We start from the raw sequence: 23,895 nt of genomic DNA on the forward strand, positions 1-23,895 counted from the left end.
AAGGTACATAGCCCTGATGAGTACGACCACCAAGGATGTGGAGCAACCGCGCGTGATGAAGGAGATGTCCTTCCTCGATCGCTGGCTCCCGGTATGGATCCTGGCCGCCATGGCCGTGGGACTCCTGCTGGGGCGGTTCGTCCCCGGCCTGAACACCGCGCTGGAGGCGGTGAAGATCGGGTCTGTGTCCCTCCCCATCGCGATCGGGCTGTTGGTGATGATGTACCCGGTCCTGGCGAAGGTCCGCTACGACGAGACCCGGAGAATCGGAGCTGACCGACGCCTGCTGGTGACCTCGCTGGTGCTGAACTGGCTCGTCGGACCGGCCCTCATGTTCGGCCTCGCGTGGATCTTCCTTGCCGACCTGCCGGAGTACCGGACCGGCTTGATCATCGTCGGTCTCGCGCGCTGCATCGCGATGGTGCTCATCTGGAACGACCTCGCCTGCGGTGACCGCGAAGCTGCCGCCGTGCTGGTCGCGATCAACTCCGTCTTCCAGGTGATCGCCTTCGGTGCCCTGGGCTGGTTATACCTCCAGGCGCTGCCGTCGTGGCTGGGACTGCCGACCACGTCGGCCGAGTTCTCGATCGGCGCGATCGTCCTCAGCGTGCTGATCTTCCTCGGGATCCCTCTGGTCGCCGGGTTCCTGACCCGCGTCCTCGGGGAGCGGGCGAAGGGCCGGACCTGGTACGAGGAGCGGTTCCTCCCGAAGGTCGGCCCGTGGGCGCTGTACGGGCTGCTGTTCACCATCGTGCTGCTGTTCGCCCTCCAGGGCGACGCGATCCTCTCCGCCCCAGGCGACGTGGCCCGCATCGCCCTGCCCCTGCTGGTCTACTTCGTGGTCATGTTCCTGGGGTCCTTCCTGCTCGGCCGCGCGATCGGCCTCGACTACGCGAAGTCCACGACCGTCGCGTTCACCGCCTCAGGCAACAACTTCGAGCTCGCCATCGCCGTCGCCATCGGCACCTTCGGCGTCACCTCCGGCCAAGCCCTCGCCGGCGTCGTGGGCCCCCTGATCGAGGTCCCGGTCCTCGTCGCCCTCGTCTACGTCGCTCTCGCGATGGGCCGCCGGCTCTTCCCAGGCGACCCAACCGTTCCCACCCGATGAACCAGCAGAGAGTTCGAGTCACCATGACCGCAAAACGCCCCGCAGTCCTGTTCGTGTGCGTGAAGAACGGCGGCAAGTCCCAGATGGCGGCCGCCCTCATGCGCCACCACGCCGGAGATGCCGTCGAGGTGCACTCCGCCGGCACCCGCCCCGGCACCGCCATCAATGCCGAGTCCGCTGAGGCGATCGCCGAGGTCGGCGCGGACATGTCCTCCGCCGTCCCGCAGCCGGTGACCCCCGAGCTGCTGCGCAGCGTCGACCACGTGATCGTCATCGGCGGCGAAGCCGTCATCGAACCCGTCGAGGGAATGACCGCGCCGGTCACCACCTGGCACACCGATGAGCCCTCCCAGCGGGGCATCGAAGGGATGGAGCGTATGCGCCTGGTGCGGGACGACATCGACGCCCACGTCCGCGCACTCATGAACGACCTCACCCCTACCGCGAACTGACCGCACCCGCAGCAAGGAGACCCATCATGCTGACAACCGCAACGAGCTCGCATCCCGTCGTCGTCATCGGCGCTGGCCCCATCGGCCTGTCGGCCGCCGCCCACCTCTCCGAGCGTGGCCTGCCGTTCCTCGTCCTCGAGGCCGGGACCGCAGCAGGAGCAGCGATCGCCGACTGGGGGCACACACGCCTCTTCTCCCCGTGGCAGTACAACCTCGATGCCGCCGCGCGGCGTCTCCTCGAGGCCGACGGCTGGACCGCTCCCGACGTGGACGCCCTGCCAACCGGCCACGAATTGCGCGAGCAGTACCTTGAACCCCTCGCCCAGCTTTCGCAGCTCGCCGAGTCGATCCGCTACGACGCACGCGTCACCGCCGTCTCCCGAGCCGGCATGGACAGGACGCGTACCGCACGCCGGGAGGAGACCCCCTTCCTCATCCGGACCGAGACCGCTGACGGACACAGCGAAGACGTCCTAGCCTCCGCCGTCATCGATGCCTCCGGCACCTGGTCCACCCCTAACCCGCTGGGCCAGGCCGGTCTCCTCGCCCCCGGTGAACGACAGGCCGTCGCTGCGGGCCGCATCACCCCGCCACTGCCGGATGTGCTGGGTCGTGATCGCGATCGTGTCGCCGGCAAGCGCGTGATGGTCACCGGCGCTGGCCACTCGGCCGCGAACACCCTGCTAAACCTCGCAGAACTGGGTTCGACCACCGTGATCACCTGGGCCGTCCGCACCGCGGACCTCACTCGCGTCTACGGCGGCGGTGAACAGGACGAGCTCTCGGCCCGAGGAGCGCTCGGCTCCCAGTTGCGCGAGCTGGTCGACTCCGGACGCATCAAGGTCCTCACCTCCTTCACCATCACCCGCTTCTCCGGCGAGGACGCGCTTACCGTTCACGCGGTGACCCCGGACGGAGAGCGCGAGGTCACTGTGGACGTGCTGGTGCCTGCGACCGGGTTCCGTCCTGAACTGAGGATGCTCTCCGAGCTCAGGCTGAACCTGGACCCGGCGGTCGAGGCCCCCGCCCAACTGGGACCGCTCATCGACCCTGAGTTCCACTCCTGCGGCTCTGTCGAGCCTCACGGGGAGAGAGTCCTCGCCCACCCCGAGAAGAACTTCTACATCGTCGGCATGAAGAGCTACGGACGCGCCCCCACGTTCCTCATGGCGACCGGCTATGAGCAGGTCCGCTCCATCGCAGCGTCTCTCGCCGGCGACCGCGACGCAGCAGACGCGGTCCACCTCGAACTGCCCGAGACCGGCGTGTGCACCACCGACCTCGGCGGCAGCTGCGATGCGCCCACGAAGGCCACCGACGTCTGCGGAGCGTCCGCACCCAGCTAGGAATCGTGCTGCACCGGACCACAACCCAGCGCGATTGCTTGCGGTCTGCAAAAACCCAACAGGTAACCAGATTCCGAGCGCGCGCCCAAACTTCGCCGTAGAGCAACTGACCGATGCCCCACAGAGAAAATTCGATCCCGAAGATTGCCGTGCGGTGGAATCAGCCCCGACCCCGGACTGCCGTTCCCGCAAGACTCTCATCGCGGATATCGCTCTCGTCCCGCGAACGCGGCCGGCAGGCGTGCTCCCCCGTCAAGCGAGCCGGGATCGCTACCACGTTGCTGTCAAACCACTCCGCAGGACACGATGGTGTCGCCGAAAATGAGCTCTGACCAGTGGGCCCGGAGGGGATCGAACCCTCGACCCGCGGATTAAAAGTCCGTCCGGACACGGGTGGCCGACCAGGTTCTACCAGGTCAGCGAGCTCGTACAGCAGATTCGAGGCCGACGGACACCATCGCGTTGCTGTCATCGTTGCTGTCAGGGATTTGGGGGCGCATCAATGGCAATTATGCCCGAACCACACTCACGCCATCCGAAAACTCCGAATTGCAGACAGGCATGACGCCGCAGCATTATCATCACCAACTTCGATCGCTAGACGCCTGAAGGCCTTAAGTCGAGCAATCCAAGCCTTATAATCCTCAACACCATCTCGCGAGGTCAATTTCGACAAGACGGCAGACCAATCTTGCCTATGCCATAACGAGACCCCGTCCAGTGCGCACCCCGCAAGCGCTCCAGCAACCAGAAGTGCATTCTCTTCATCACTCATGGCCGCCGCGCCATAATCCGCCTCCCTAAACACACTCAGACTAGCCGTGAAATGACGAACGTCTCCGCCGTCCAGAAACTCAACTAGCAACGACTCCGCCTCCACTAGTTCAATTCCACTAATGAACGCCGCGACTCGCAGCCAATCGTGTTCAGAACTTTGGACCTTCAAACTGAGCCAATCTCCGCGCATCTCAATCGAGGCGCACTCCACGCCCAAGATTCCCACCCCGGCAGTGATCGCTGTTTTCACATCCCTGGGTGAAATGTAGTCCAGCATCCTGAACTCACCCCCAAACCGGTCGAGCGCGAGATTCAGGCCGCTCCAAACAGAAAGAACAGTTTCAAGGTAAGCCAGATACACATCGGTGAACTGCTCAGAAGAGAATGTTTTCCCCTGAATAGTCACCTCGTCGCCGTTCAGGTCGTCCACTCCCCCATGCCCCCCGGCGTTACGAAAACTCGACTCGAGCCCCTCAGATATCGGGATCTCTGGAAAACGCCTATCGGCAGCCTTGAGAGAATGTCCGCCACTCTTACTTACGAACGAATCATACTCGCCCGGTTCGAGAGCCACGACAGTTGCAACTGCGTGTCGTAATACGCCATCTCGAAGAGTTGCAACACATTGAACCGCACTGTTGACAATGTCCAGCTCCCCCGAGTCTTCAGAGTTCACGACAAGATTTGCCGCACCAAGTGAGCCCGAAAGGTTTGCCTGCGCCCTTGCATGTTGACGCCGCCACGCCTCACCCTTTCCCAGCTCCAAGAAGGCACTGGACTTCCCGAGCACATCCGCAACTCGGTCCCGAATACCGGTGAAGCGATCAAAGTCAAATTGCGTGAGCGCCATAATGCGCATCATTTGATACTCAATGCCTGATCCTCCACTTACCGAACTCGCACCCTCGATACGCCTGAGCTCAAGCTCCAGCTCCTCGATTGTGGCCGGGTTGCCTAGCCTGTCGCGAATAGCCCGGCCGGCACTGTTAGCCACCTGGAGGGGGTCTGAGTCTTTGGAAACCTCGTCCGCCCAGATCAACTCCTCGATTTGCGCAAGATGGCGTTCGCCCAACCGAATCTCTGCGTTGCCTTCAGCTTCGAACCTTTGTGCCTCGTTCATGTCTGGGGCACACATCGCATCAAGGAACTTCTCGTACCCAGCCCGCAACTGCCCGAGTGCGCGACCGATGAGCTTTCCTAGATTTCTATTTGGTCGAGGCTGCGGCGATTGCCACGAAAGCACAAGGCTGTCGAGCTGATAGAAAGCGGCCAGAAGAGCTCCCGGCGCCTCGCCTTCTCGGGACGCTTTAGCTAACGCGCGCTCAACTGTTCGAGTTGTTTCGTCCACTTGTCGTTCGAGCTGGCTCAGATCGGCACCGGATGGCGAAGTCGGGGAGCTCCGGGTCGCTCGAAAGTCGTCCACAAGACCGATTCTCCGCGAGAGATCCTGCTGACATTCATCAGGCTCCGGCCCTCTCCCGCAGTTGATGCACGGGCGGGCGAGAAGCCGCTGTTCATCGCAGCGCTCGCAGATTACATAGTCGAATGATAGCTGGAGATTGCGTTTGTGCTGGGCCAATCGACTTTCCTTGGGTCAATAGTTACAGTTTTACCAAGCGAATTTCAGGTGCGGCTTGCGGAGTGAGTGGCACGGTGAGCGCTGAGGCCCGCAGCGAAGCGAGGACCGGAAGCGATCATGTGCCACTCACGGCGGGCGGCGGAGCCGCCCCTTGAAGGAGTAGGGAAAGTTCTCACGAGCCAGTACTCGACGTCGAGACCTCCAGTGGAATTGCGGGCGCTGACCTCGGGCCCTGACGTCCGGCAGGAACTCCCGAGGTCAGCTTCTGACACCACTGCGATGGTGCAGCTATGCGGTTGATGGTAGTGGGGCGGAGCTGACGGGGCTCGTGTGTCGGGAACCTTCACGGCAGCAAGTCCGATATCTACCCCCTGGCGGCGGCCGGCGAGGGGCGCTCCGCCCAGATGAAGCGCCTTCGCTTCTGCCCGACGGCGCGCCCGGAAGCCTTCGAGGTAGCCTCCTTGACCAAGGTCCTCTGGAAGGAGCACATCAGTGGGGTCCTCTGAGGCAGGTCAAACGTTCACCAGACATGGCGGGGAGCCGAGTTCGACTCTTGAGCCCTCCGGCCTGAGCATCGAGCTCCGCGAGTGCACCAGGAGGCTCAACGCGCGTCTTGGACCCACGCTGGTTTCGGCCCTAGCCGGATCCAGAGGTCCTCAGCATGCTCGTGCGTGGGTAGCGGGATCAGCAGCCCCGGGTCCAGCAAGCGAACGACGTCTTCGCGCTGCCTACTCCGCCTGGTGCACGGTCTCTGAGGCCGAGGGCGAGGCAGTCGCACGCACATGGTTCACGGGGGCCAACCCGTGGCTCGACGACGAGTCGCCTGTGGACGCGTTACGCCAAGGCCGACTTGCCGCCGTCGCACGCGCTGCGGATGCCGTCGTGGAAGACTCCTTCGCCGGCTGATATCGCTCCTGCACACCGTTCCACGATCAGGCGACCTTCTCGATCTTCGGAACGGTAGCGATCAGGCCCGCGGGACAACACCAGCCTGCTCCACGGCATGCCGTTCGAACTCAAAGTATTTTGCGTGGTCGTCGCTGAGGCGGGACAGTGCGTGTTCCATAAGGTTCGGCGAGACATCTGTCAGCGCTCTCTTGGTTTCCACGCTTAGCGCGCTTACCCCCGTGTATCCGCGCAGCGGATTCGGGTCGAAGCGAGACTCGACCAACGTGCGACCTCGCCACCCTTCGCCGTGCAGCACATCGGCAGTCTCATCAATGAACGTCGTGAATGCGCTGCGGATATCCGCACGCATGCGGTAGTCATTCCGAGCCTGGTCGTTCCGATCACGCAGCATCTCATCATCGACTGATGCAAAGGCGGTCTCGACCAGGTCAAAGGACACTCGGTCGCCCAGGAGGGACTTGACAGCGTCTACGTGGATTGGCGAGTACCTTCGCCGCAGGTTCCCCGGGGTGACTCGTTGCCAGCTCGCGACCTCCTGAAGGCTGGGCCGCTCGCTCGCGACCGCGTGAGCATAGGCCGTCAGGAGCGTCCGGAGGTCCTTGGCTTCGCGTTCGGCCTCGTTCGCGAACCCGAGAGACGCCAGCAGGAACAGCTCGTCGCGCTGGCCCGCCTCGAGCTCCTCTCTTGCTTCGTGGCTCGTCTCAAGCGCACGCAACCTCAGCTTCTCCGCCAAATCGCGGATCGGCTCGGGCAGGTTGAAGGCGTCTCCGACCTGCGCGTTGGTAGCGATGTACGGCTGGCTCATGCACTCATCATACGCATGCCCTCACATTGTCACTTGACTTCCGTCAAGTGTCATGTGTCTACTGGTCGGGCAGTTGATCCCAACCCAAGGAGGCCAACCATGGCTGTGCAGACTCGTTTCCCCGTCCAGATGGAGGACGTGTTCCCCCAGGGCGCGTACATGATCGGTGAGGTCACCGCCACCGAAGACTTCGACAAGAAGAGAGCCGGTGAGGTCGACCCCCAGGTGCGTGACAAGGTCTCCGGACTGCGCGTCTGGCAGGTCAGGGTTCTGGATCCGGACCCCGAAAGCCGGAAGGGTCAGGCCGAGGTGACCGTGAAGGTCTCCTCCGACCACCAGCCGGTGCCGCCCAAGGGACCGATTACCGGCCCCTTCCGCGCTGTCGCCTTCGAAGGGCTCACCCTCACGCCGTACGTCGACCAGAACGGGAACTTCCCGAAGATCGCGTACTCGCTGAGGGCTACGGGCTTCGCCGAGGCGAAGGCTTCCGCTCGCACCTCGAGCACCGAGGCGGCGTGATCATGGAGCGGAAGGCGATGCGTCTGCTCAACGTCGCAGCGATCGGGATACTGCTCTGGCAGGTCATCCCGCTCTGCTGGCAGCTGGCGTTCGGGGGTGCGTGAGCCATGCACACCGCCTCCCTCGCCTTCCGCTTCGGCCTCGCCGAGCTGCGGTGGATTCTCACGGGCCTCTGGGGTCACGTGCGTTGGTTCCACCGGTTCTGGTTCGTCGTCGCGATGTTCACCTGGCTCTCGGCCGACCTGCTCGGGAGCTGGAAGCCCTTCGCCGTCGTCGGAGCCATCGCGCTGTACTTCGCACTCTGGGCCCGGTTCCAGCCCCACACGTACTGCCGGGCCGTCTCACACCCTTTGACACGCCGGTCCGTGTGGCTCGACCTGCTCGAGTCATGGCCGCTGCTGATGGAGGAGTGCGGGCTGGCATCGTCCAGCATTGATCGCGAGGGGCAGAAGCGCCTCGTCTGCCCCACCATCGTGAGTAAGACGTGGACTCGCAACGAGCTCGCCGTAGTGCCCGGACTGCTCACTGGCCAGACCGTTGAGGACTTCCAGAAGGTCGCGGACCGCCTCCGCACGACGGCAGGCGCCACAGACATTCGCGTGATGGGAGACCTCTCCCTCACGCTGATCTTCACGTTCGGCGATGCCCTCTCCGAGATCGTCCACCGCGGGCTCCCGGAAGCAGAAGATCCCTGGGATGGCCGCTCGGTGTGGATGGGCATCGACACCAGGGACGACGACTGGTGGCTCCGCATCGCGGGCACACACACCCTCGTGGCTGGTTCCTCGGGCTCCGGGAAGGCATCGCTCGTCTGGGGCGTCACCATCGGCCTCGCTCCCGCCATCGCTCGCGGCGAAGCCCAGGTACACGGGATCGACCTCAAGGGCGGCGTCGAGCTGGGAATGGGCAAGGATCTGTTCAGCCGCTACGCCGTGACGCCTGCTGAAGCCGTGGTGGTGCTCGAGGACGCCGTCGAGGCAATGAGTGCTCGCCTCGAACGGATGGCCGGTCATACTCGCCAGCACACCGCGAGTGCCGATGAACCGCTGGTCGTCGTGCTGATCGACGAGGTGGCCGCGCTGACGTCGTACATCGAGGACCGCGACCTCAAGAGCCGCGCGCGCACCGCGATGTCGCTGCTCTGCTCCCAGGGGCGCGCCGTCGGCTACACCGTGGTTGCCTGCATCCAGGATCCCCGGAAGGAGACGATCCCCAACCGCGGCCTGTTCACGCAGATGGTCGGGCTTCGTCTGCGGGATCGCGAGGAGACCTCGATGGTCCTTGGTGACGGTGCAGTGGCATCTGGGGCCCTCTGTCACAAGATTCCGCTCGCCTCTCCGGGCATCGGCTATGTGGTCCCGGAAGACGGCTCGGAGCCGATCCGCGTGCGCGCTGCGTTCGTCGATGACGACCTGATCCGGGCAGCGGCCGAGCAGTTCCCGGCTCCGTCGACGATCCCCGTCGTCGTCCCGGAGCCCACGGAGAAGCCTCGTAGCTCGCGGGCTCGCGCTCGGAGCAAGTCGGATTCGGAAGGAGCCGCATCGTGATCGACCCCGATCTCTACACCCTCGACGTCGAGGACCCCACCGCACTGACACGGATGCTCTCCGACGGCTTCGAGGACTGGTCCAAGCAGGCCGCCTCGACCGGGTTCTGCTCCCGCCCGGTGCGCCTCTTCGGTCGGGCGCGCACCTTCGATCGCAGGTCCGGCCAGCACCTCCACACGTTCGACAGCCGCGACCTCCCTGACAGCGTTCTCTACGTCCGCTGCGGCAACCGGCGGGCCTCCCGCTGCCCTTCGTGCTCTCATGAGTACCAGGGCGACATGTGGCACCTCCTCTCGGCAGGGGTCTCCGGCGGGGACAAGGGGGTCCCGGAGAGCGTCTCCACGCACCCGCTGGTGTTCCTCACTCTGACCGCACCGTCGTTCGGCGCTGTGCACTCGTCCACTCGTGCCGGTGCCCAGCCTCGGCAGTGCACCGTCAACGCTGCGCCGGGCCTGTGCGAGCACGGTCGCCCTCGCCGCTGCACCGAGCACCACGACGCCGACGACGCCCGGATCGGGCAGCCACTGTGCCCGGACTGCTACGACTACGAGGGGCAGACCGTCTGGCAGTGGCACTGCCCCGAACTCTGGCGGCGCTTCACGATCCGCCTGCGCCGTCTGGTCGCGACTCATCTCGGCATGAGCGAGAAGGCCTCGAGGGATCTCCTTCGCGTGCAGTTCGCCAAGGTCGGCGAGTATCAGAAGCGCGGCGCGATCCACCTGCACGCACTTGTCCGGCTCGATGGGGCCCCGACGGACGAGGAGCCCTTCCCCTCCCCCGCAATCGACGTCCCCGCCTCCTGGCTTGCTAAGCGCTGTCTCGAAGCCGCGCAGGACGTTGAGGTCGACGCTGCGCCGGTCGACTGCAATAACTCCGCTCGCGCTCTCCGCTTCGGGCGTCAGGTCGACGCTCGCCCTGTCCAGCGACACACAGACGATGGCGGCGACGTCTCCCCCGAGATGGTGGCGGCCTACCTTGCCAAGTACGCCACCAAGGCGGCTGGTGATGTCGCAGCGGAGGGCGAACCGAATCGCCACCTCAGACGCCTGCGGGAGACCTGCCTCGAGCTGTGTGGGCGGGCGCTCCTCACCGACGGATTCACCAGCCCCTACGCGCTGCTCGGGAAGTGGGCTGATGCCCTGGGCTTCCGCGGTCACTTTGCGAGCAAGTCCCGCCGGTTCTCCACGACCCTCGGCGCGCTCCGCGATGCGCGGCGCAAGTACCACCGCGACCGTGAGCAGCTCAGGACACCCGCAGGCTCCACGGGAACCGCTGGCTCGTTCGACGGCACTGAATACACCGTCGTGATCAACGAGTTCCGCTTCGCCGGACAGGGCTGGCTCACCCCCGGCGATGCCGAGCTCGCCCGCTCTGCTGCCGACGCAGCACGCGAGTGGAAGGACTCTCGCTGCGCCGCCCGTCGACTCCACGAGAAAGGAAAGAACAATGGAGAAGCTCTGCTTCACAGCTGACGAGGTCGCTGATCGGCTCAGCGTCTCGAAGACCCGGGTATACGACCTGATGCGCTGCGGGGAGCTGCCCAGCGTCAAGCTCGGTCGCTCCCGGCTGATTAAGGCCGTCGATCTTCTCGCGTACGTCGAGAACCTCGAACCGGCCCCCGTCGTCGCATGAGCCGCGCAAATGGGGAGGGCAGCATCTACCGGCGCACAGATGGTCGGTGGGCAGGTGCGGCGTACATCCTCACCCCGGACGGCACCCGCAAGCGGAAGACTGCCTACGGGAAGACCCGCAAGGACGTCGCCACGAAACTCGCCGGCATGCAGGAGAAGTCCCGCTCTGGCATCGCTGCAACGCCCGGCCGCCTCACCTTGAAGGCCTTCTTGGAGTCGTGGATGCAGGACGTGCAGGAACCACGTTTGAGCCCGGCGACCTACCAGACCTACGAGGGGTACATCCGGAACCACGTCGTGCCCGCGCTCGGGTCAAAGCCGCTGGGGCAGCTCACCGCTTCGGATCTGAGGGAGTTCCTCGGCGCGAAGAGACGTGAGGGCAAGAGCGCCGCGACGGTCAAGCAGATCCACGCGATCATCCGCTCCGCACTCCAGCATGCAATGCGGGAAGACCTCGTCCCAAGGAACGTGGCGAAGCTGGTCGTGGTCTCCAATCCGGTGCGCAAGGAGGTCGAGCCGCTGACGCCGGAGGAGGCGAAGAAGCTTCTGAAAGCGGCGAAGGGTCACGATTGGGAAGCCTTGTGGACCCTTTACGTCGGGCTTGGGCTGCGACGGGGTGAAGCCCTCGGGCTCCGGTGGAGCGACGTCGACCTCGAGAACGGTCGCCTGCGGATCGTGCAGTCCCTTCAGCGCTCCAGAGGCGAGCTGCGCCTAAAGAGCCCCAAGACGGACACCTCGCGCCGACGGATCGTGCTTCCCGCCTTCTGCATCGACGCACTCACCCGTCACCGCACTTCCGAGCGAGAGAAGCTTGCTTCGCTCGGGCTGCCCGTTGGCCCGACAACACTCGTCTTCACCTCCCAGGCCGGCACTCCGATCGAGCCCCGCAATGTGAACCGTGCCTTCGAGGCACTGCTGAAGAAGGCGGAGCTGCGCCGGGTCAAGCTGCATGACCTCCGCCATACCTGCGCCTCCCTGCTCCTCGCTGAAGGCGTCGCTCCGCGCGTCGTCATGGAACTGCTGGGGCACTCCGCCATCGCTGTCACCATGAACTCTTATTCGCACGTCATTCCTGCATTGCAGGACGATTCCGCTCAGCGGATGGATGCCCTTTTCCGAGCCTAGTTTACGAGGTTACGAGGTTACGAGGTTACGACAGTGCGAGGTTACGGATTTCCGTCTGAACTTGCAAATGACTCTATCTGCGACCTATCTTTCATGGACTCACCAAGAGGAGATTTCCGTGAAGCATCCGCTCATACCATCCATCGAAGTGCTCGGTGCGCTTCCCTTGACCCACCTGAATGATCAGTCGATCTACGGGAACAGGGTTGAGCCGATCGCCCAACTCGACGCATACGACCGAGTCGCTGCTCGCCGGTACCAGAAGGAACTACCATCTCAGGTCCTCTATGTCGACCGCCTCCCAAGAAGATGCAGCAGGCCCGACTGCATCATCGGAGCTGGATTCATCGTCGCGTGGGCCACTCACCTCGGAGTCGCTCAGGGAGTCCTCCTCGAGGACTTCGACGACGCTTTGGAGTTCGGTCGGTTGGCGATGAAGGGATTTAATAGCGACCACTCCTTATTGTTTCGCGCCGCGTCGATCACAAAATGGAATCCCACCACTGAGATTGACGATAGATCGATCGTCGTCGATGCAGAAGCTCTCGAGTGGCAGCCGGGGACGGAAGTGCAGTGGGCAAGCCCACTCGAGATCCACCCCGCCAAGCACTCGCGCTGATTACAGCAATCTACAAATATTGCCAGTCAAGGTGAAGGAGATGAACTACGTGGTCTTGAGGCATCCGATCGGGGTTATTGACCGTGAGTCGATTCCATGGGAGTTGTTCAACGGGCCGGCTTACGAGGTCGAGACGCTGCCCGCAGAGTCAGACAGCGAAGTTACCGTCGAGCACTGCTTCATCGCGTCGGCGTCGTTCGGCGCCGGTAGCTGCTGTGCGCTGCCCTTCGCTGACATCGCGAGCGCTCGAGCATTCCTCGGAGCTGCGAAACAGACCTCGCTGGTCGATGGAGATGCCTACCTGACCATCTACCGTGCGGCGATCGTATGGGCGGGAATCCCTGGGCTGACGCTGCAGTCAACCGTGCTGCTCGCAGATGCTTGGCTCGACGCTGATGAGCTAGCGTCCCGCGATGAGTGGCGACACTTCGCTAACCCGGCGGCCGCTGCAATCGGTCCTTTTTCGCGTCCGGCGCGGTGAGCACGGCGGATCACGGAGTCGGGAGCGTGGTTTGTAGGAGCACATCGATCGTAGGCCCCGCGACGCGCCATGTTCGGTGGCACTCAGCCGCGGCTGGCAGCAGACGCCACGAGTTTGAGTCGCGGCAGCTCAACCCTCCCGCTCGTAGGCATCCTCCCGACTCTGCGTTTCAGTCGACGCGCTTGACTTCTGTAGGTTCTCGGCAAGTTGGCATCACCCAAGTAGCTGAGTACCAGCTGATCCCGCACCCAAGTTCATACCCCCAAGGTGTAAAGACGAGTGCTACCCTCCGGGGGTACCTGTGGGGACGGCGTCAAGCCTCAGCTAAATCCTCGGGCGGGGTTGCCCATCGCTGTTCTGCTGGGCCGTCCAGGACCGTAGGTTGATCTCGCCGTCCCGACATGAGCCGTCACCTTGTTGCTCGTTCCGCTGTCGCTGGGGCACAGACGCATTCATCGACTCCCTCTCGTATCGAGGAGGGAAAATTACGGAGTAGAACCATGGCCCAGAACAACACCCACCGCGCCTTCGGCCGCGCTGTCACCCCCGTCGGGACCGCTGGCCGCGCTCTGCGGGGCACCGGCGGTGCCGCTGTGCTCGGCACGGTCGTGATCGGCTCCGCATTACTCGCGGGCCCCGCGCAGGCCGCCCCCGCCGTCTCGCCCGCCGCACCGGCCGTTGCTGCGCAGGCTGCCGCACCCGCGGCGCCGGCTCCTGCCCATGCGACGTCTGTACTGGCCGCCGAGAAGCTGCGGTGGGGTTCGCAGGGCTCTGCCGTGGAACAGCTCCAGACCACGCTCAATGAGCATGGTGCCTCGCTGGCCGTCGACGGCAAGTTCGGCAAGCTCACCCATGGGGCCGTGAAGGATTTCCAGGGCACGCACGACCTGAAGGTCGACGGCGTGGTGGGCCCCGAGACGCGCGGTGCACTGAACGGCGGCGGCGCTTCCATCTCGGGCGGCGGGACCTCTGCTCCCGCCCCGACACACTCTGCGACGAACTCGCAGAAGGCAATCGTCGACGCCGCGCGCAGCCAGATCGGTGCCTCGTACTCGTGGGGCTCCTCCAAGCCGGGTGTCAGCTTCGACTGCTCGGGCCTGAGCTCGTACGCATACAAGCAGGCCGGTATCGACCTGCCCCGTACTTCGTCGCAGCAGGTTGCGGCCGGCACCACGATCTCGAAGTCCGAGGCCCAGCCGGGTGACTTGGTCGTGTGGCCCGGCCACCTCGGCATCTACGCCGGCGGCGACACGATCATCGACGCGGGACGCACCCCGGGTGCCGTCACCGAGCGGACCATCTGGGGTTCGCCGACCTTCGTCACCTTCCGCTGACCGCACGCCACAACGCCAGCGCAGCGGGAGCCTCGACCACCGGTCGGGGCTCCCTCTGCGTGCAGAGGCAGCGTCGTCAGCTGATCGAGGCCAGCAGCTCGGTGCAGGTCTGCTCGCAGCGACGGCAAGCCTGGGCGCAGATCTTGCAGTGTTCGTGCATTTCGGCGTGCTTCTCGCACTCCCCGGCGCAGGACTGGCACGCCGCCTGACACGCCTCGAGCAGTGCACGGTTGAGGGCGACGTTCTTACCCGTCTGACGGGAGAGGACCCGGCCGGTCGTCTCGCAGACGTCGGCGCAGTCCTGGTTCCGTCGGACGCACTGGGTCAACTCCGCCACCATTTCCTCGGCCAAGCAGGCGTCCGCGCAGGCGGTGCAGGTCTGGGCGCACTCGAAGCAGGCCTCGATGCATGCGGCGAGCTTCTGCTGGTCGATGGTGCCGAGGCCCTTCGGGTAGGTCTGAAGCATTGAGGCGACGTGATGGTTCATGGTCGTGCTCCTTCTCGTTCCGAACAGACCGCGGATACCGGCCCGCTCTGACGACGGTAGCCGGGGCGTCACCAATGACGGAAGCGAGCAGACCGTTCGTTCGCAGGCAGTGCGGGCCGACTGGTCAGCGCTGTGCTCAAGAAGTCCAAACCTGACCTTGAGGAGACCTTGATCTGAGGGTCGTAGGCTGGCGCAAAATGTCCTCTGACTAGGAGTAATAATGCGTTCTCGTCGCTCTTTCGGCCGTCTCGCGGCCGTCGTCTTCACCGGTGCGATTGTGTTTGCCGGATGCACCGACAACGGGTCTGACGACGGTCAGACGTCCGGTGGGTCCGAAGCATCGGAGGCGTCCGATGGTGGTGGCCACGGGGGCATGGAGCACCCGATGGATGGCGGCCCTGCGCCTGAGGGGATGGTGCCTGCGGAGGATCCCGAGTTCCCAGTCGGCACAGAGGTGACGCTCACGGCGGACCACATGGAGGACATGGAGGGAGCGACAGCGACGATCTCCGGTGCCTTCGACACCACGACCTACTCGGTCAGCTTCACCCCGACCGACGGCGGCGAGCCGGTCACTGACCACAAGTGGGTCGTCCATGAGGAGCTCGAGAACCCGGGCAAGGCACCGCTGGCAGAGGGCACCGAGGTGGTCATCACCGCTGATCACATGGCGGGTATGGAGGGTGCTGAAGCCACCATCGACAGTGCCACCGAGGAGACTGTGTACATGGTCGACTACGAGGCCGACGGGATGATGATGACGAACCACAAGTGGGTCGTCGAGAGCGAGATCGAGCCTGCGTGATGACCACCCCGTCGAGCCCTCGAAGTGCATTCGCCTCCTCCGGGGATGGGCCGCGTCGTCGCACTGTGCGGCTGCCCCGGCGATCGGTCTTGATCGGTGCTGGCTTGTTCCCGCTCGTGGTCGCCGGTTGCGGGACCGGCGGGTCCGAGCCCGCATCCGTCACGAGTGATCAGGAGTTGCTCCAGGAACATGGCTTCGCCGACGCGGACGCGCACGAGATCATCGACAGGCTCGAAGCGCTCCCGGTGGCTGAACGACCGCAGGACCTGATCGCCAGCGTCACCGCGACGTCTCTTCAGCTCCAAGACGATGCAGGGCGAGAGGCCGAGCTGCCCCTTCCCGAGGACCAGTTCTACTTGTCGGTGGCCCCGTTCGTGGAGACCACCCACGAGTGCGCCTTCCACAGCCTGACCACCTGCCGCGGGGAACTGCGCAGCCGCGAGCTCACTGTGAGCGTGGTCGACAGCGGCTCGGGCGACGTCCTTGCGGAGGGCCCTCGCACCACGCATGACAACGGGTTCCTCGGTCTCTGGCTGCCGCGCGGGATCACCGCGGAGCTCACGTGCACCCTCGAGGACTACACAGGGACCGCGTCCATCTCGACCCAGGCGGAGGATGATCTGACCTGTCTGACCAGTCTCCAATTGACGTGAGCAGGCGAAACACCCGGTCCGCCTTCTGGCACTCGGTGGTCGGCCCAGCTGGGCGGAGCGTCACACCAGGCCTGAGTCGTCGGACCACGCTCCGACTGGGCGGGAGCCTGCTCGTCCTCGCCCCCGTCCTTGCGGCGTGCAGCAATTCCTCAGATGTGGCGAGTGAGGCGAACGCCGGGTACGTCTCCGGCGATGGCGTCGTCGTCGAGATCCCCCCAGAGGGACGCGCCGATCCTCTGGCGATCCAGGGAACCACCTACGACGGCGACGACTTCGACTCCACGGCGCTGCGCGGCGCACCCTTGGTGCTCAACATCTGGTACGCCTCGTGTCCACCATGCCGGCTCGAAGCCCCCGCGCTGAAGGCCGTGCATAGCGAATACAACGCCCGGGAGTGGCATTCATGGGCGTGAACACCCGCGACCAAGCGGGGCCGGCCGCCGCGTTCGAAACGACCTTCGGCATCACCTACCCCTCGATCCCCGATCCCGACGGAGTCGTCATCTCTTCCATGGACGGCAGCGTCTCGCCCAACGCCGTCCCCACGACTTTGATCCTGGATGCTGAAGGACGAGTAGCCGCCCGGATCACGGGCGCGGCCAACCAGAGCACCCTCGAGAGCCTCCTGGATACCGTGCTGGCGGAGGCCGCCTGATGGGTGAACTGTTCGCCACCACCGTGCTGAGCGGACCCCTGGCCGCAGCCCTGCTGCTGTCGATCGTGGCTGGTCTGGTCGCGTTTCTGTCTCCGTGCGTGCTTCCTGTGGTCCCCGGCTACCTCGGATACATCACCGGGCTCACAGGACAGAACGCCGGGCCGTGCCGTACCGGCGATCCTGGGGAACGGCCATGGCGCCTGGTCACCGGAGCGGTGCTGTTCGTCGCGGGCTTCACTACGGTGTTCCTGGTCATCGGCGGCTTCGTCGGTGCACTCGGGTCATTGATGATTCAGTACGCAACAGCGATCAATCGGATCTCCGGGGTGCTGGTGATCCTCATGGGCCTGGTGTTTGTGGGAATCTTCCCCCGCCTCTCCGGTGAGAAACGGATCCGGAAGCGCCCCGATGCCGGACTCGCCGGTGCCCCGTTGCTCGGGATCACGTTCGGCTTCTCGTGGACCCCGTGCATCGGGCCGACGTTCGCCGCAGTCGCGGCGCTCAGCCTCGGGGAGGCCTCCGCCAGTCGCGGCGCTCTCCTGGCTTTCGGCTATGCGATCGGGCTCGGGATCCCGTTCATCCTCTTCGCTCTCGTGTTTCGGCGTGCCCTGGGCATCTCCCGAGCGTTGTCCCGGCATCGCCGGACGCTCCAGATCGTCGGTGGCTCCGTGCTCATCGCCATCGGACTCCTGCTGGTCACCGGCGTGTGGGAGCAGTGGATGGCATTGCTGCAGGTGCGGATCGGCACCTTCACCACGATCGTCTGAGAGCTGAGCCCGCCGTACGCGGCCGGCTCAGCGATCAGTGATCGCTCGCGGCAACCGTATGGTGAAGGTGGCGCCCCGTCCTGGGCCCTCACTGGCCGCGGCCACGGTCCCGCCGTGCGCATCGACCAGGGCTCGACTGATCGTCAGGCCGATGCCTGAGCCGGAGTTGTCACGGGTGCGTGAGCTGTCGGCGCGGAAGAACCGTTCGAACAGGCGTGACCGGTCCTCATTGGTGAAGCCTTCGCCGTCGTCCGCTACCGTGATCTCCACCGTGCTGCCGTGGGTGGCTGCCGAGACCGTGACGGTGCCTCCGGGGGAAGTGTGCCGTAGAGCGTTGCTCAGCAGGTTTCCGAGGACTTGGGCGAGGCGGTCCGGGTCCGCGTGGATCGTCACGGAGTGGGGCAGGGCCGTTTCTCGTCGTAGTGCCACGCCCGCTGTCTCGAACCGTTCATCCCATGCCGGGAGTATCGACTCCAGCAGGTCGTCGACGGTGAGGGGGTGCAGCTGTACCGGGAGCTGGCCCTCCTCGGCCCGGGACACTTCACTGATGTCGTCAGCCAGCCGCGAAAGTCGCATGGTCTGGCTGGCGAGGATGGGCATGGCTGCCTCCGGCTCGATGACGCCATCGGCCATGGCCTCGTGATGTGCCGAGAGGGTGGCGATGGGGGTGCGCAGCTCATGGGCGAGGTCGGAGAGCAGTTGGCGTCGGGTCTCCTCGACGGCGTCCAGGCGCGCTGCCATGTCGTTGAGCGTGGCGGCCAGGGAGTCGAGTTCGGTCCCGGCTCCGACGGAGGGCACGCGCGTGGAGTAGTGGCCGCGGGACAGTTCATCGACAGCCGAGGTGAGGCCGTGAAGCGTCTGGCGGAGTCGTCGTGCCAGGTTCCAGGTGACCAGGCCGGCGGCCAGGAGGGAGACCACCAGTCCGACCCCGAGGGCAAGTGCGAGCGCGTCACGGTAGGCGCGTTCGATGTGGACGAGCTCGTCGCTGCCCACCGGGAGATCGGTCTGGAGCAGGTGGTAGTGGAAGACGGCGGGCCCGATGATCACCGTCAGCACCGTGATGGTGAGCGCGCCGGCGAGCAGCACGATGAGCTGGCCGATCATCAGGCGCGAGGCCAAGCTGGTGCTAGGGCGAACCGTTCGCACAGATGTATTCGGTGCGGTCACGAGCTCACCCCTTCCCCATCCGGTATCCGATACCGCGCACCGTGGTGACGAACCGTGCAGATTCAGCCGTCTCGTCGAGTTTTCGTCGGAGGTTGGCGATGTGCACATCGACGAGATGGTCGTCTCCGATCCAGCTGTCGCCCCAGACGGCCTCCATCAGCTGTCTGCGACTGAAGGCCTGGCCAGGACTGAGCGCCAGGGTCATCAAGAGTCCCCTCTCGGTGGGGGTCAGCGGAAGTGGCCGGCTGGCGAGCCGCACCTCCTGGGCAGCTGTGTCGATCTCGAGCTCTCCAAAAGTGCGCACTGTGTCCGAAGACGCCGTCCCGGAATCGGCGCGGGGCCTGCGCAATACGGCCTGGACCCGAGCGACGAGCTCACGCACGCTGAACGGCTTGGTGAGGTAGTCATCCGCCCCCACCGACAGCCCCACCAGGCGGTCCACCTCCTCTGACCGTGCCGTCGTGATCAGCACGTAGCAGTCGGAGAAGGCGCGGATCCTGCGCATCACCTCCAGACCGTCGAGCCCGGGCAGGCCGAGATCGAGGACGATCACGTCCGGTGACAGAGTGCGGGCTGCCTCCACCGCCTCCGGACCGCTCCGCGCGCTCGCAGTCGCGTAGCCGGCCTTCGCGAGATACGCCTGGACCACGTCCGACAGCGCGACCTCGTCCTCGACGACGAGAACCATCGCCGCTGCTCGATCCGCTTCGCTCCTCATGGCTCCAGTCTGGTCTCCGTTCCTGGACACCGCGCGTCTACGGAGGCGCAGACGGACTATCTGGACCAGATCTTGAGGAACTCTCGACGAGAACTTCGCCCGCCCCGGGGGAATCTGATGTGGACCGTGCCGCGTACGTACTCGACCAAGGGAGACCCTCGATGATGCCGACCGATGCGATGTCGTGGCTGATGTGGGCGATGGTCGCCGGTCTCCTCGTTCTCCTCTGGGCCTCGGCACTGCTGCTGGCACGCACCGTGCTGCCCGGGCGCCCCCGACGCGCTCGGGACGAGAACGAGGCGATCGGGGAACTCTCCCTGCGCCTGGCTCGAGGAGAGATCACGGCCGACGAGTCCGAGCAACGGCAACGACTGGTCTTGAACGCATTTCGGCCATGACACCACCCCCTCACTCCAGAAGGACTACACCTGTGAAGACCTTTTCCCGCCGCACCGTGTTCACCGGAGGCCTCGGCGCGGCAGCGCTGACACTCGCGGCATGCGGTAACCGCACCACCCCGACTGAGGCGGGGACCTTCGCACCGCCTCCTGCCCTTACGCCGAAAGCCGGTCAGAACGTCGTCACCCAGACCCTCACCGCGGCACCGACGACGGTGGACCTCGGAGGGAAAACGGTCTCGACCTGGGCATACGGCGAGAGCCTCCCCGGGCCGCTGATCCGCGCCACGGCCGGCGACCTGCTGCACATCACGCTCGAGAACCGCCTTCCCGAGACCTCCACGATCCACTGGCACGGCATCCGACTGCACAACGCAGCCGACGGGGTGCCGGGGATGACGCAGGACGCCGTCGAGCCGGAAGCCTCTTTCACCTACGAGTTCGTCGCCCCCGACCCCGGCACCTACTTCCTCCACTCCCATGTCGGCTTGCAGCTCGACCGCGGGCTCTACGCACCACTGATCATCGATGATCCCGACGAAAACGGTGACTACGACGCGGAATGGATCGTGACCCTCGATGACTGGATCGATGGCACCGGGCAGACCCCAGACGAGGTCCTGGCCGCGCTCACCGGCGCCGGGCCCTCAGATGCCGGCGGCATGGACCACGGCGACATGCCCATGGGCGACGACGGACCCGGCAGCATGGACCACGGCGGCATGCCGATGGGGGGCGAGCCCTGGGGCGACGCGGGTGACGTGGCCTACCCCCACTTCCTCGTCAACGGCCAGGTTCCCGAAGCGCCGGAGATCTTCGAGGCGAAGCCTGGCCAGCGCCTGCGCGTCCGCCTGATCAACGCCTCCGCCGACACCATCTTCGCCCTCGCGCTCGGCGACCACGACCTCTCCGTCACCCACTCGGACGGATTCGCCGTCGAACCCGTCACCGCCAAGGCGCTCTATCTCGGCATGGGTGAACGGTACGACGTGGTGGTCACCGTGAAGGACGGCATGTTCCCTCTGGTGGCCCGTCCTGTCGGGAAGACCAGCGGCGGCCAGGGGCTCGCGGTGCTGAGGACCGGCTCCGGTTCCGTTCCCGCTCCGAACGTCCAGGTCAGAGAGCTCGACGGGGAGGTTCTCATCGGGTCCACCCTGGAACCGGCCGAGACCGCGCGGCTCGAGGACCGCGCCGTCGACACCGAACTGGAGCTTGCGTTCCAAGGCTCGATGCAGCCCTACCGCTGGGCAATCAACGGAAGACCCTACGGGCAGAACACTCCGCTCGGCATCCGCGAAGGACAGCGGGTGCGGATCATCGCGTCCAACCAGACGATGATGACCCATCCCCTGCACATCCACGGCCACACCTTCGCCCTGCCCTCCGGTCTCCGCAAGGACACCGTGCTGCTGGCACCCATGGAATCGGTCGCCCTCGACTTCGATGCGGACAATCCGGGTCGATGGGCGGCACACTGCCACAACGCTTACCACCAGGAAGCCGGCATGATGACAGGGATCGATTACGCATCCTGACGCCGTGCGTTCCGGCCCCCGGCGCCGAAGAAGGCTGACATTGGTGTCGCTCTCCTGGGCCTCGCTCAAGGGTGAGCGGGCCAGCAGGTCGGAGTCAGCGGCTTGGACTCTGGCGCCGACGTGATATCTCGAGTGCCACACCTCCGCACCTGGATCACGCCGATGCTCACAGCGGACTCCAACCCCTCGACCCATACCCCCCAGGGGTATATGGTCAGGCGTATGAACGCTGGCAACCCCACACACCGTCACGCCCACGGAGAACCCGACATGCAGCACCCTCATCCCTCCCACACATCTCCCGGCACCGGCATTGCTGAGCGCGACGCATCCGACGCGAATAGCGACGATGGATCTCACGGCGACCATGAGGACCACTCAGGCCACGAGGGTCACTCAGGACATGGTGGCCATTCCGGTCATGGAGACCACGTCGGGCAGTTCCGGCGGTTGTTCTGGATCAACCTGATCATCGCGGTCCCAGTTGTCGCATTCTCGCCGATGTTCGCGATGCTGCTCGGCTACAGCGTTCCCGATCTTCCCGGCGCGATGTGGATCGCCCCGCTCCTCGGCACCGTCATGTACATCTGGGGCGGCCGCCCGTTCCTCACCGGCGCAGTCTCCGAGATCCGCTCCCGTCAACCCGGAATGATGCTCCTGATCGGGCTCGCGATCACGGTTGCGTTCATCGCCTCCTGGGGAGCCACCCTTGGCCTCCTCGACCACCAGCTGGAATTCTGGTGGGAGCTCGCCCTGCTGATCGTCATCATGCTGCTGGGGCACTGGGTCGAGATGCGATCCCTCGCCCAGACGACCTCCGCGCTCGACTCCCTGGCCGCACTGCTTCCCGACATGGCAGAACGCATCGACGGTGACGAGATCGTGAATGTCTCACCGACTGAGCTGCAACACGGGGATCTGGTCCTGGTGCGCCCGGGGGCGAGCGTCCCGGCCGACGGCACGATCCGCGAAGGCCGCGCCGACGTGGACGAGTCCATGGTCACCGGCGAGTCCCGTCCCGTGACGCGCTCCACCGGAGACTCCGTCGTGGCGGGGACCGTCGCCACGGATTCCAGCCTGCGCATTGAGGTCACCGCCACCGGTGACGACACCGCCCTCGCCGGCATCCAGCGCCTGGTGACCGAGGCGCAGAACTCCACCTCCCGGGCACAGCGCATCGCAGACAAGGCATCGGCCTGGCTGTTCTGGTTCGCTCTCGGCGCTGCCGTGATCACGGCAATCGCCTGGTCACTGCTCGGAATGCCCGATGAGGCAGTGGTCCGCACGGTGACCGTCCTGGTCATCGCCTGCCCCCACGCCCTGGGGCTCGCGATCCCGCTGGTGGTCTCGATCGCGACAGAGCGGGCTGCCCGCGGCGGCGTCCTGGTGAAGGACCGCCTGGCGCTGGAGGCGATGCGCACCGTCGACGCCGTCCTGTTCGACAAGACCGGCACTCTCACCAAGGGCGAGCCCGTCCTCGCTGAGATCATCACCCGCGGCGCGGAGGAGACCGACGTGCTGGCCCTGGCAGCTGCCGCCGAAGCCGAGAGCGAGCATCCGCTCGCCCGCGCCATCATCGCCAAGGCGCAGGCCGAGGGAGTCCGGATCCCGACGGGCTCCGACATCAGCTCTACCCCTGCCTTGGGAGTGAGCGCCCAAGTAGATGGAGACGAGATCCGCGTAGGCGGCCCCCGCCTGCTCGAGGAAACCGGAGCACGCGAGATCGAAGACGCTGAGGCCTGGCGCCAGGAGGGCGCGATCATCCTCCACGTCCTCCGGGACGGCGAGGTGATCGGCGGTCTCAAGCTCCACGACGAAGTGCGCCCCGAATCTCGCGAAGCCATCGATGCCCTGCACAGCCTGGGGGTCGAGGTCGTCATGATCACCGGCGACGCCGAGGCGGTCGCGAACAGCGTCGGCCGTGAGCTCGGCATCGACCGTATCTTCGCCGGGGTACGTCCCGAGGACAAGTCCTCGAAGGTCGCCCAGCTCCAGAAGGAGGGCAAGAAGGTCGCGATGATCGGCGACGGCGTCAACGACGCCCCCGCCCTCGCCCAGGCCGATGTCGGCATCGCCATCGGGGCCGGCACCGACGTCGCGATCGCCTCGGCCGGTGTGGTGCTTGCCAGCTCCGATCCTCGCTCGGTGCTCTCAGTGATCGAGCTCTCCCGCGCCGCCTACCGGAAGATGAAGCAGAACCTCTGGTGGGCAGCCGGCTACAACCTTATCTCCGTGCCGCTCGCCGCCGGAATCCTCGCCCCTATCGGATTCGTGCTGCCCATGTCCGTCGGCGCGATCCTCATGTCCCTGTCCACCGTCGTCGTCGCGATGAACGCCCAGCTCCTGCGACGCCTCGACCTGCACCCGGAAGCAACTGTCGCGGCCCTGCGCGACCGACGCTGATCCCGCTCACAGAACGGAACCTCTCATGATCGTCGTCAACGCAGTACTCCACGATCAAGGCCCACCATGAGCGTC

24 protein-coding genes are annotated in these 23,895 nt (G+C 65.4%); 19 read left to right on the forward strand and 5 right to left on the reverse strand.

The features are described from left to right. Positions 1 to 16: 16 nt before the first annotated feature. Genes arsB through D1648_RS13745 form a run of 3 tightly spaced genes read left to right on the forward strand, consistent with a single transcriptional unit; the run spans position 17 to position 2,906 of the window. Entirely contained in the window at positions 17 to 1,108 is a 1,092-nt protein-coding gene (arsB, locus tag D1648_RS13735; RefSeq protein WP_109275231.1) for an ACR3 family arsenite efflux transporter, read from the forward strand. Positions 1,109 to 1,131: 23 nt separating this feature from the next. After that, positions 1,132 to 1,560 carry a low molecular weight phosphatase family protein gene (locus D1648_RS13740; protein ID WP_122942806.1) on the forward strand — a complete coding sequence of 143 codons (429 nt, stop codon included), beginning with the start codon at positions 1,132 to 1,134 and terminating at the stop codon, positions 1,558 to 1,560. Between the two features lie 26 nt (positions 1,561 to 1,586). Continuing rightward, positions 1,587 to 2,906, forward strand: a complete 1,320-nt coding sequence (locus D1648_RS13745) for an FAD-dependent oxidoreductase (protein ID WP_122942808.1) — start codon at positions 1,587 to 1,589, stop codon at positions 2,904 to 2,906. Between the two features lie 526 nt (positions 2,907 to 3,432). On the opposite strand, the gene D1648_RS17805 is transcribed toward D1648_RS13745, so the two are convergent. Next, the gene (locus D1648_RS17805; RefSeq protein ID WP_126281994.1) at positions 3,433 to 5,031 is read right to left on the reverse strand and encodes a hypothetical protein; all 1,599 of its coding nucleotides are present in this window, start codon (positions 5,029 to 5,031) and stop codon (positions 3,433 to 3,435) included. A 1,198-nt stretch (positions 5,032 to 6,229) separates the two neighbouring features. Next, positions 6,230 to 6,976 (reverse strand): hypothetical protein, encoded by a 747-nt coding sequence (locus tag D1648_RS13750; RefSeq protein ID WP_122942810.1) that lies wholly within the window; start codon positions 6,974 to 6,976, stop codon positions 6,230 to 6,232. A 99-nt stretch (positions 6,977 to 7,075) separates the two neighbouring features. On the opposite strand from D1648_RS13750, the gene D1648_RS13755 reads away from it, so the two are divergent. The 8 genes from D1648_RS13755 to D1648_RS13790 all read left to right on the forward strand — a co-directional run bounded on the left by D1648_RS13755 (position 7,076) and on the right by D1648_RS13790 (position 14,232). Next, a complete protein-coding gene (locus D1648_RS13755) occupies positions 7,076 to 7,495 on the forward strand; it encodes a plasmid replication, integration and excision activator (protein WP_122942813.1) in 420 nt (139 codons plus the stop codon). Between the two features lie 107 nt (positions 7,496 to 7,602). After that, on the forward strand, positions 7,603 to 9,042 hold the full coding sequence (locus tag D1648_RS13760; protein ID WP_122942815.1) for an FtsK/SpoIIIE domain-containing protein: 1,440 nt from the start codon (positions 7,603 to 7,605) through the stop codon (positions 9,040 to 9,042). Further along, positions 9,039 to 10,514 (forward strand): replication initiator, encoded by a 1,476-nt coding sequence (locus tag D1648_RS13765; protein ID WP_122942817.1) that lies wholly within the window; start codon positions 9,039 to 9,041, stop codon positions 10,512 to 10,514. Before D1648_RS13760 ends, D1648_RS13765 begins: the two co-directional genes overlap by 4 nt. Then, positions 10,489 to 10,674, forward strand: coding sequence for a helix-turn-helix domain-containing protein (locus D1648_RS13770; protein WP_206424813.1), 186 nt, complete (start codon positions 10,489 to 10,491; stop codon positions 10,672 to 10,674). The genes D1648_RS13765 and D1648_RS13770 overlap by 26 nt, the downstream gene beginning before the upstream one ends. Next, the gene (locus D1648_RS13775; RefSeq protein WP_122942822.1) at positions 10,671 to 11,798 is read left to right on the forward strand and encodes a site-specific integrase; all 1,128 of its coding nucleotides are present in this window, start codon (positions 10,671 to 10,673) and stop codon (positions 11,796 to 11,798) included. Before D1648_RS13770 ends, D1648_RS13775 begins: the two co-directional genes overlap by 4 nt. Positions 11,799 to 11,916: 118 nt before the next feature. Then, positions 11,917 to 12,417: a hypothetical protein gene (locus tag D1648_RS13780; protein WP_122942824.1), complete on the forward strand. Its 501-nt coding sequence runs from the start codon at positions 11,917 to 11,919 to the stop codon at positions 12,415 to 12,417. A gap of 40 nt (positions 12,418 to 12,457) precedes the next feature. Continuing rightward, the gene (locus tag D1648_RS13785) at positions 12,458 to 12,898 is read left to right on the forward strand and encodes a hypothetical protein (protein ID WP_122942826.1); all 441 of its coding nucleotides are present in this window, start codon (positions 12,458 to 12,460) and stop codon (positions 12,896 to 12,898) included. Between the two features lie 500 nt (positions 12,899 to 13,398). Further along, positions 13,399 to 14,232, forward strand: coding sequence for a C40 family peptidase (locus D1648_RS13790; RefSeq protein ID WP_122942829.1), 834 nt, complete (start codon positions 13,399 to 13,401; stop codon positions 14,230 to 14,232). 76 nt (positions 14,233 to 14,308) lie between these two features. On the opposite strand, the gene D1648_RS13795 is transcribed toward D1648_RS13790, so the two are convergent. Beyond that, positions 14,309 to 14,719 carry a four-helix bundle copper-binding protein gene (locus D1648_RS13795; protein WP_122942831.1) on the reverse strand — a complete coding sequence of 137 codons (411 nt, stop codon included), beginning with the start codon at positions 14,717 to 14,719 and terminating at the stop codon, positions 14,309 to 14,311. A gap of 220 nt (positions 14,720 to 14,939) precedes the next feature. On the opposite strand from D1648_RS13795, the gene D1648_RS13800 reads away from it, so the two are divergent. The 5 genes from D1648_RS13800 to D1648_RS13815 all read left to right on the forward strand — a co-directional run bounded on the left by D1648_RS13800 (position 14,940) and on the right by D1648_RS13815 (position 17,599). Beyond that, positions 14,940 to 15,524, forward strand: a complete 585-nt coding sequence (locus D1648_RS13800; protein WP_122942833.1) for a YdhK family protein — start codon at positions 14,940 to 14,942, stop codon at positions 15,522 to 15,524. Between the two features lie 104 nt (positions 15,525 to 15,628). Beyond that, positions 15,629 to 16,177: a CueP family metal-binding protein gene (locus D1648_RS13805; RefSeq protein WP_227488028.1), complete on the forward strand. Its 549-nt coding sequence runs from the start codon at positions 15,629 to 15,631 to the stop codon at positions 16,175 to 16,177. A 155-nt stretch (positions 16,178 to 16,332) separates the two neighbouring features. Further along, positions 16,333 to 16,590, forward strand: coding sequence for a TlpA disulfide reductase family protein (locus tag D1648_RS18530; RefSeq protein WP_319803200.1), 258 nt, complete (start codon positions 16,333 to 16,335; stop codon positions 16,588 to 16,590). After that, positions 16,581 to 16,832, forward strand: coding sequence for a hypothetical protein (locus D1648_RS18535; RefSeq protein WP_318152451.1), 252 nt, complete (start codon positions 16,581 to 16,583; stop codon positions 16,830 to 16,832). The genes D1648_RS18530 and D1648_RS18535 overlap by 10 nt, the downstream gene beginning before the upstream one ends. Continuing rightward, complete coding sequence (locus D1648_RS13815) at positions 16,832 to 17,599, forward strand: cytochrome c biogenesis CcdA family protein (RefSeq protein WP_122942835.1); 768 nt, start codon at positions 16,832 to 16,834, stop codon at positions 17,597 to 17,599. Before D1648_RS18535 ends, D1648_RS13815 begins: the two co-directional genes overlap by 1 nt. 27 nt (positions 17,600 to 17,626) lie before the next feature. Here D1648_RS13815 and D1648_RS13820 read toward each other — a convergent pair whose 3' ends face one another. Together D1648_RS13820 and D1648_RS13825 are read right to left on the reverse strand one after the other, a co-directional pair. After that, positions 17,627 to 18,703 (reverse strand): cell wall metabolism sensor histidine kinase WalK, encoded by a 1,077-nt coding sequence (locus D1648_RS13820; protein ID WP_122942837.1) that lies wholly within the window; start codon positions 18,701 to 18,703, stop codon positions 17,627 to 17,629. A gap of 67 nt (positions 18,704 to 18,770) precedes the next feature. Further along, a complete protein-coding gene (locus D1648_RS13825; protein ID WP_228359030.1) occupies positions 18,771 to 19,484 on the reverse strand; it encodes a response regulator transcription factor in 714 nt (237 codons plus the stop codon). 161 nt (positions 19,485 to 19,645) lie between these two features. Between D1648_RS13825 and D1648_RS13830 the strand changes: the two genes are divergently transcribed. The 3 genes from D1648_RS13830 (at position 19,646) to D1648_RS13840 (ending at position 23,820) form a co-directional block, all read left to right on the forward strand. Next, the gene (locus D1648_RS13830; RefSeq protein WP_122942841.1) at positions 19,646 to 19,882 is read left to right on the forward strand and encodes an SHOCT domain-containing protein; all 237 of its coding nucleotides are present in this window, start codon (positions 19,646 to 19,648) and stop codon (positions 19,880 to 19,882) included. Positions 19,883 to 19,914: 32 nt separating this feature from the next. Beyond that, complete coding sequence (locus D1648_RS13835; RefSeq protein WP_122942844.1) at positions 19,915 to 21,417, forward strand: multicopper oxidase family protein; 1,503 nt, start codon at positions 19,915 to 19,917, stop codon at positions 21,415 to 21,417. A gap of 222 nt (positions 21,418 to 21,639) precedes the next feature. Then, positions 21,640 to 23,820: a heavy metal translocating P-type ATPase gene (locus D1648_RS13840; RefSeq protein WP_228359032.1), complete on the forward strand. Its 2,181-nt coding sequence runs from the start codon at positions 21,640 to 21,642 to the stop codon at positions 23,818 to 23,820. Positions 23,821 to 23,895 lie beyond the last annotated feature (75 nt).

The organism is Brachybacterium sp. EE-P12, from assembly GCF_003711805.1.
In the GTDB taxonomy this organism is placed as follows: domain Bacteria; phylum Actinomycetota; class Actinomycetes; order Actinomycetales; family Dermabacteraceae; genus Brachybacterium.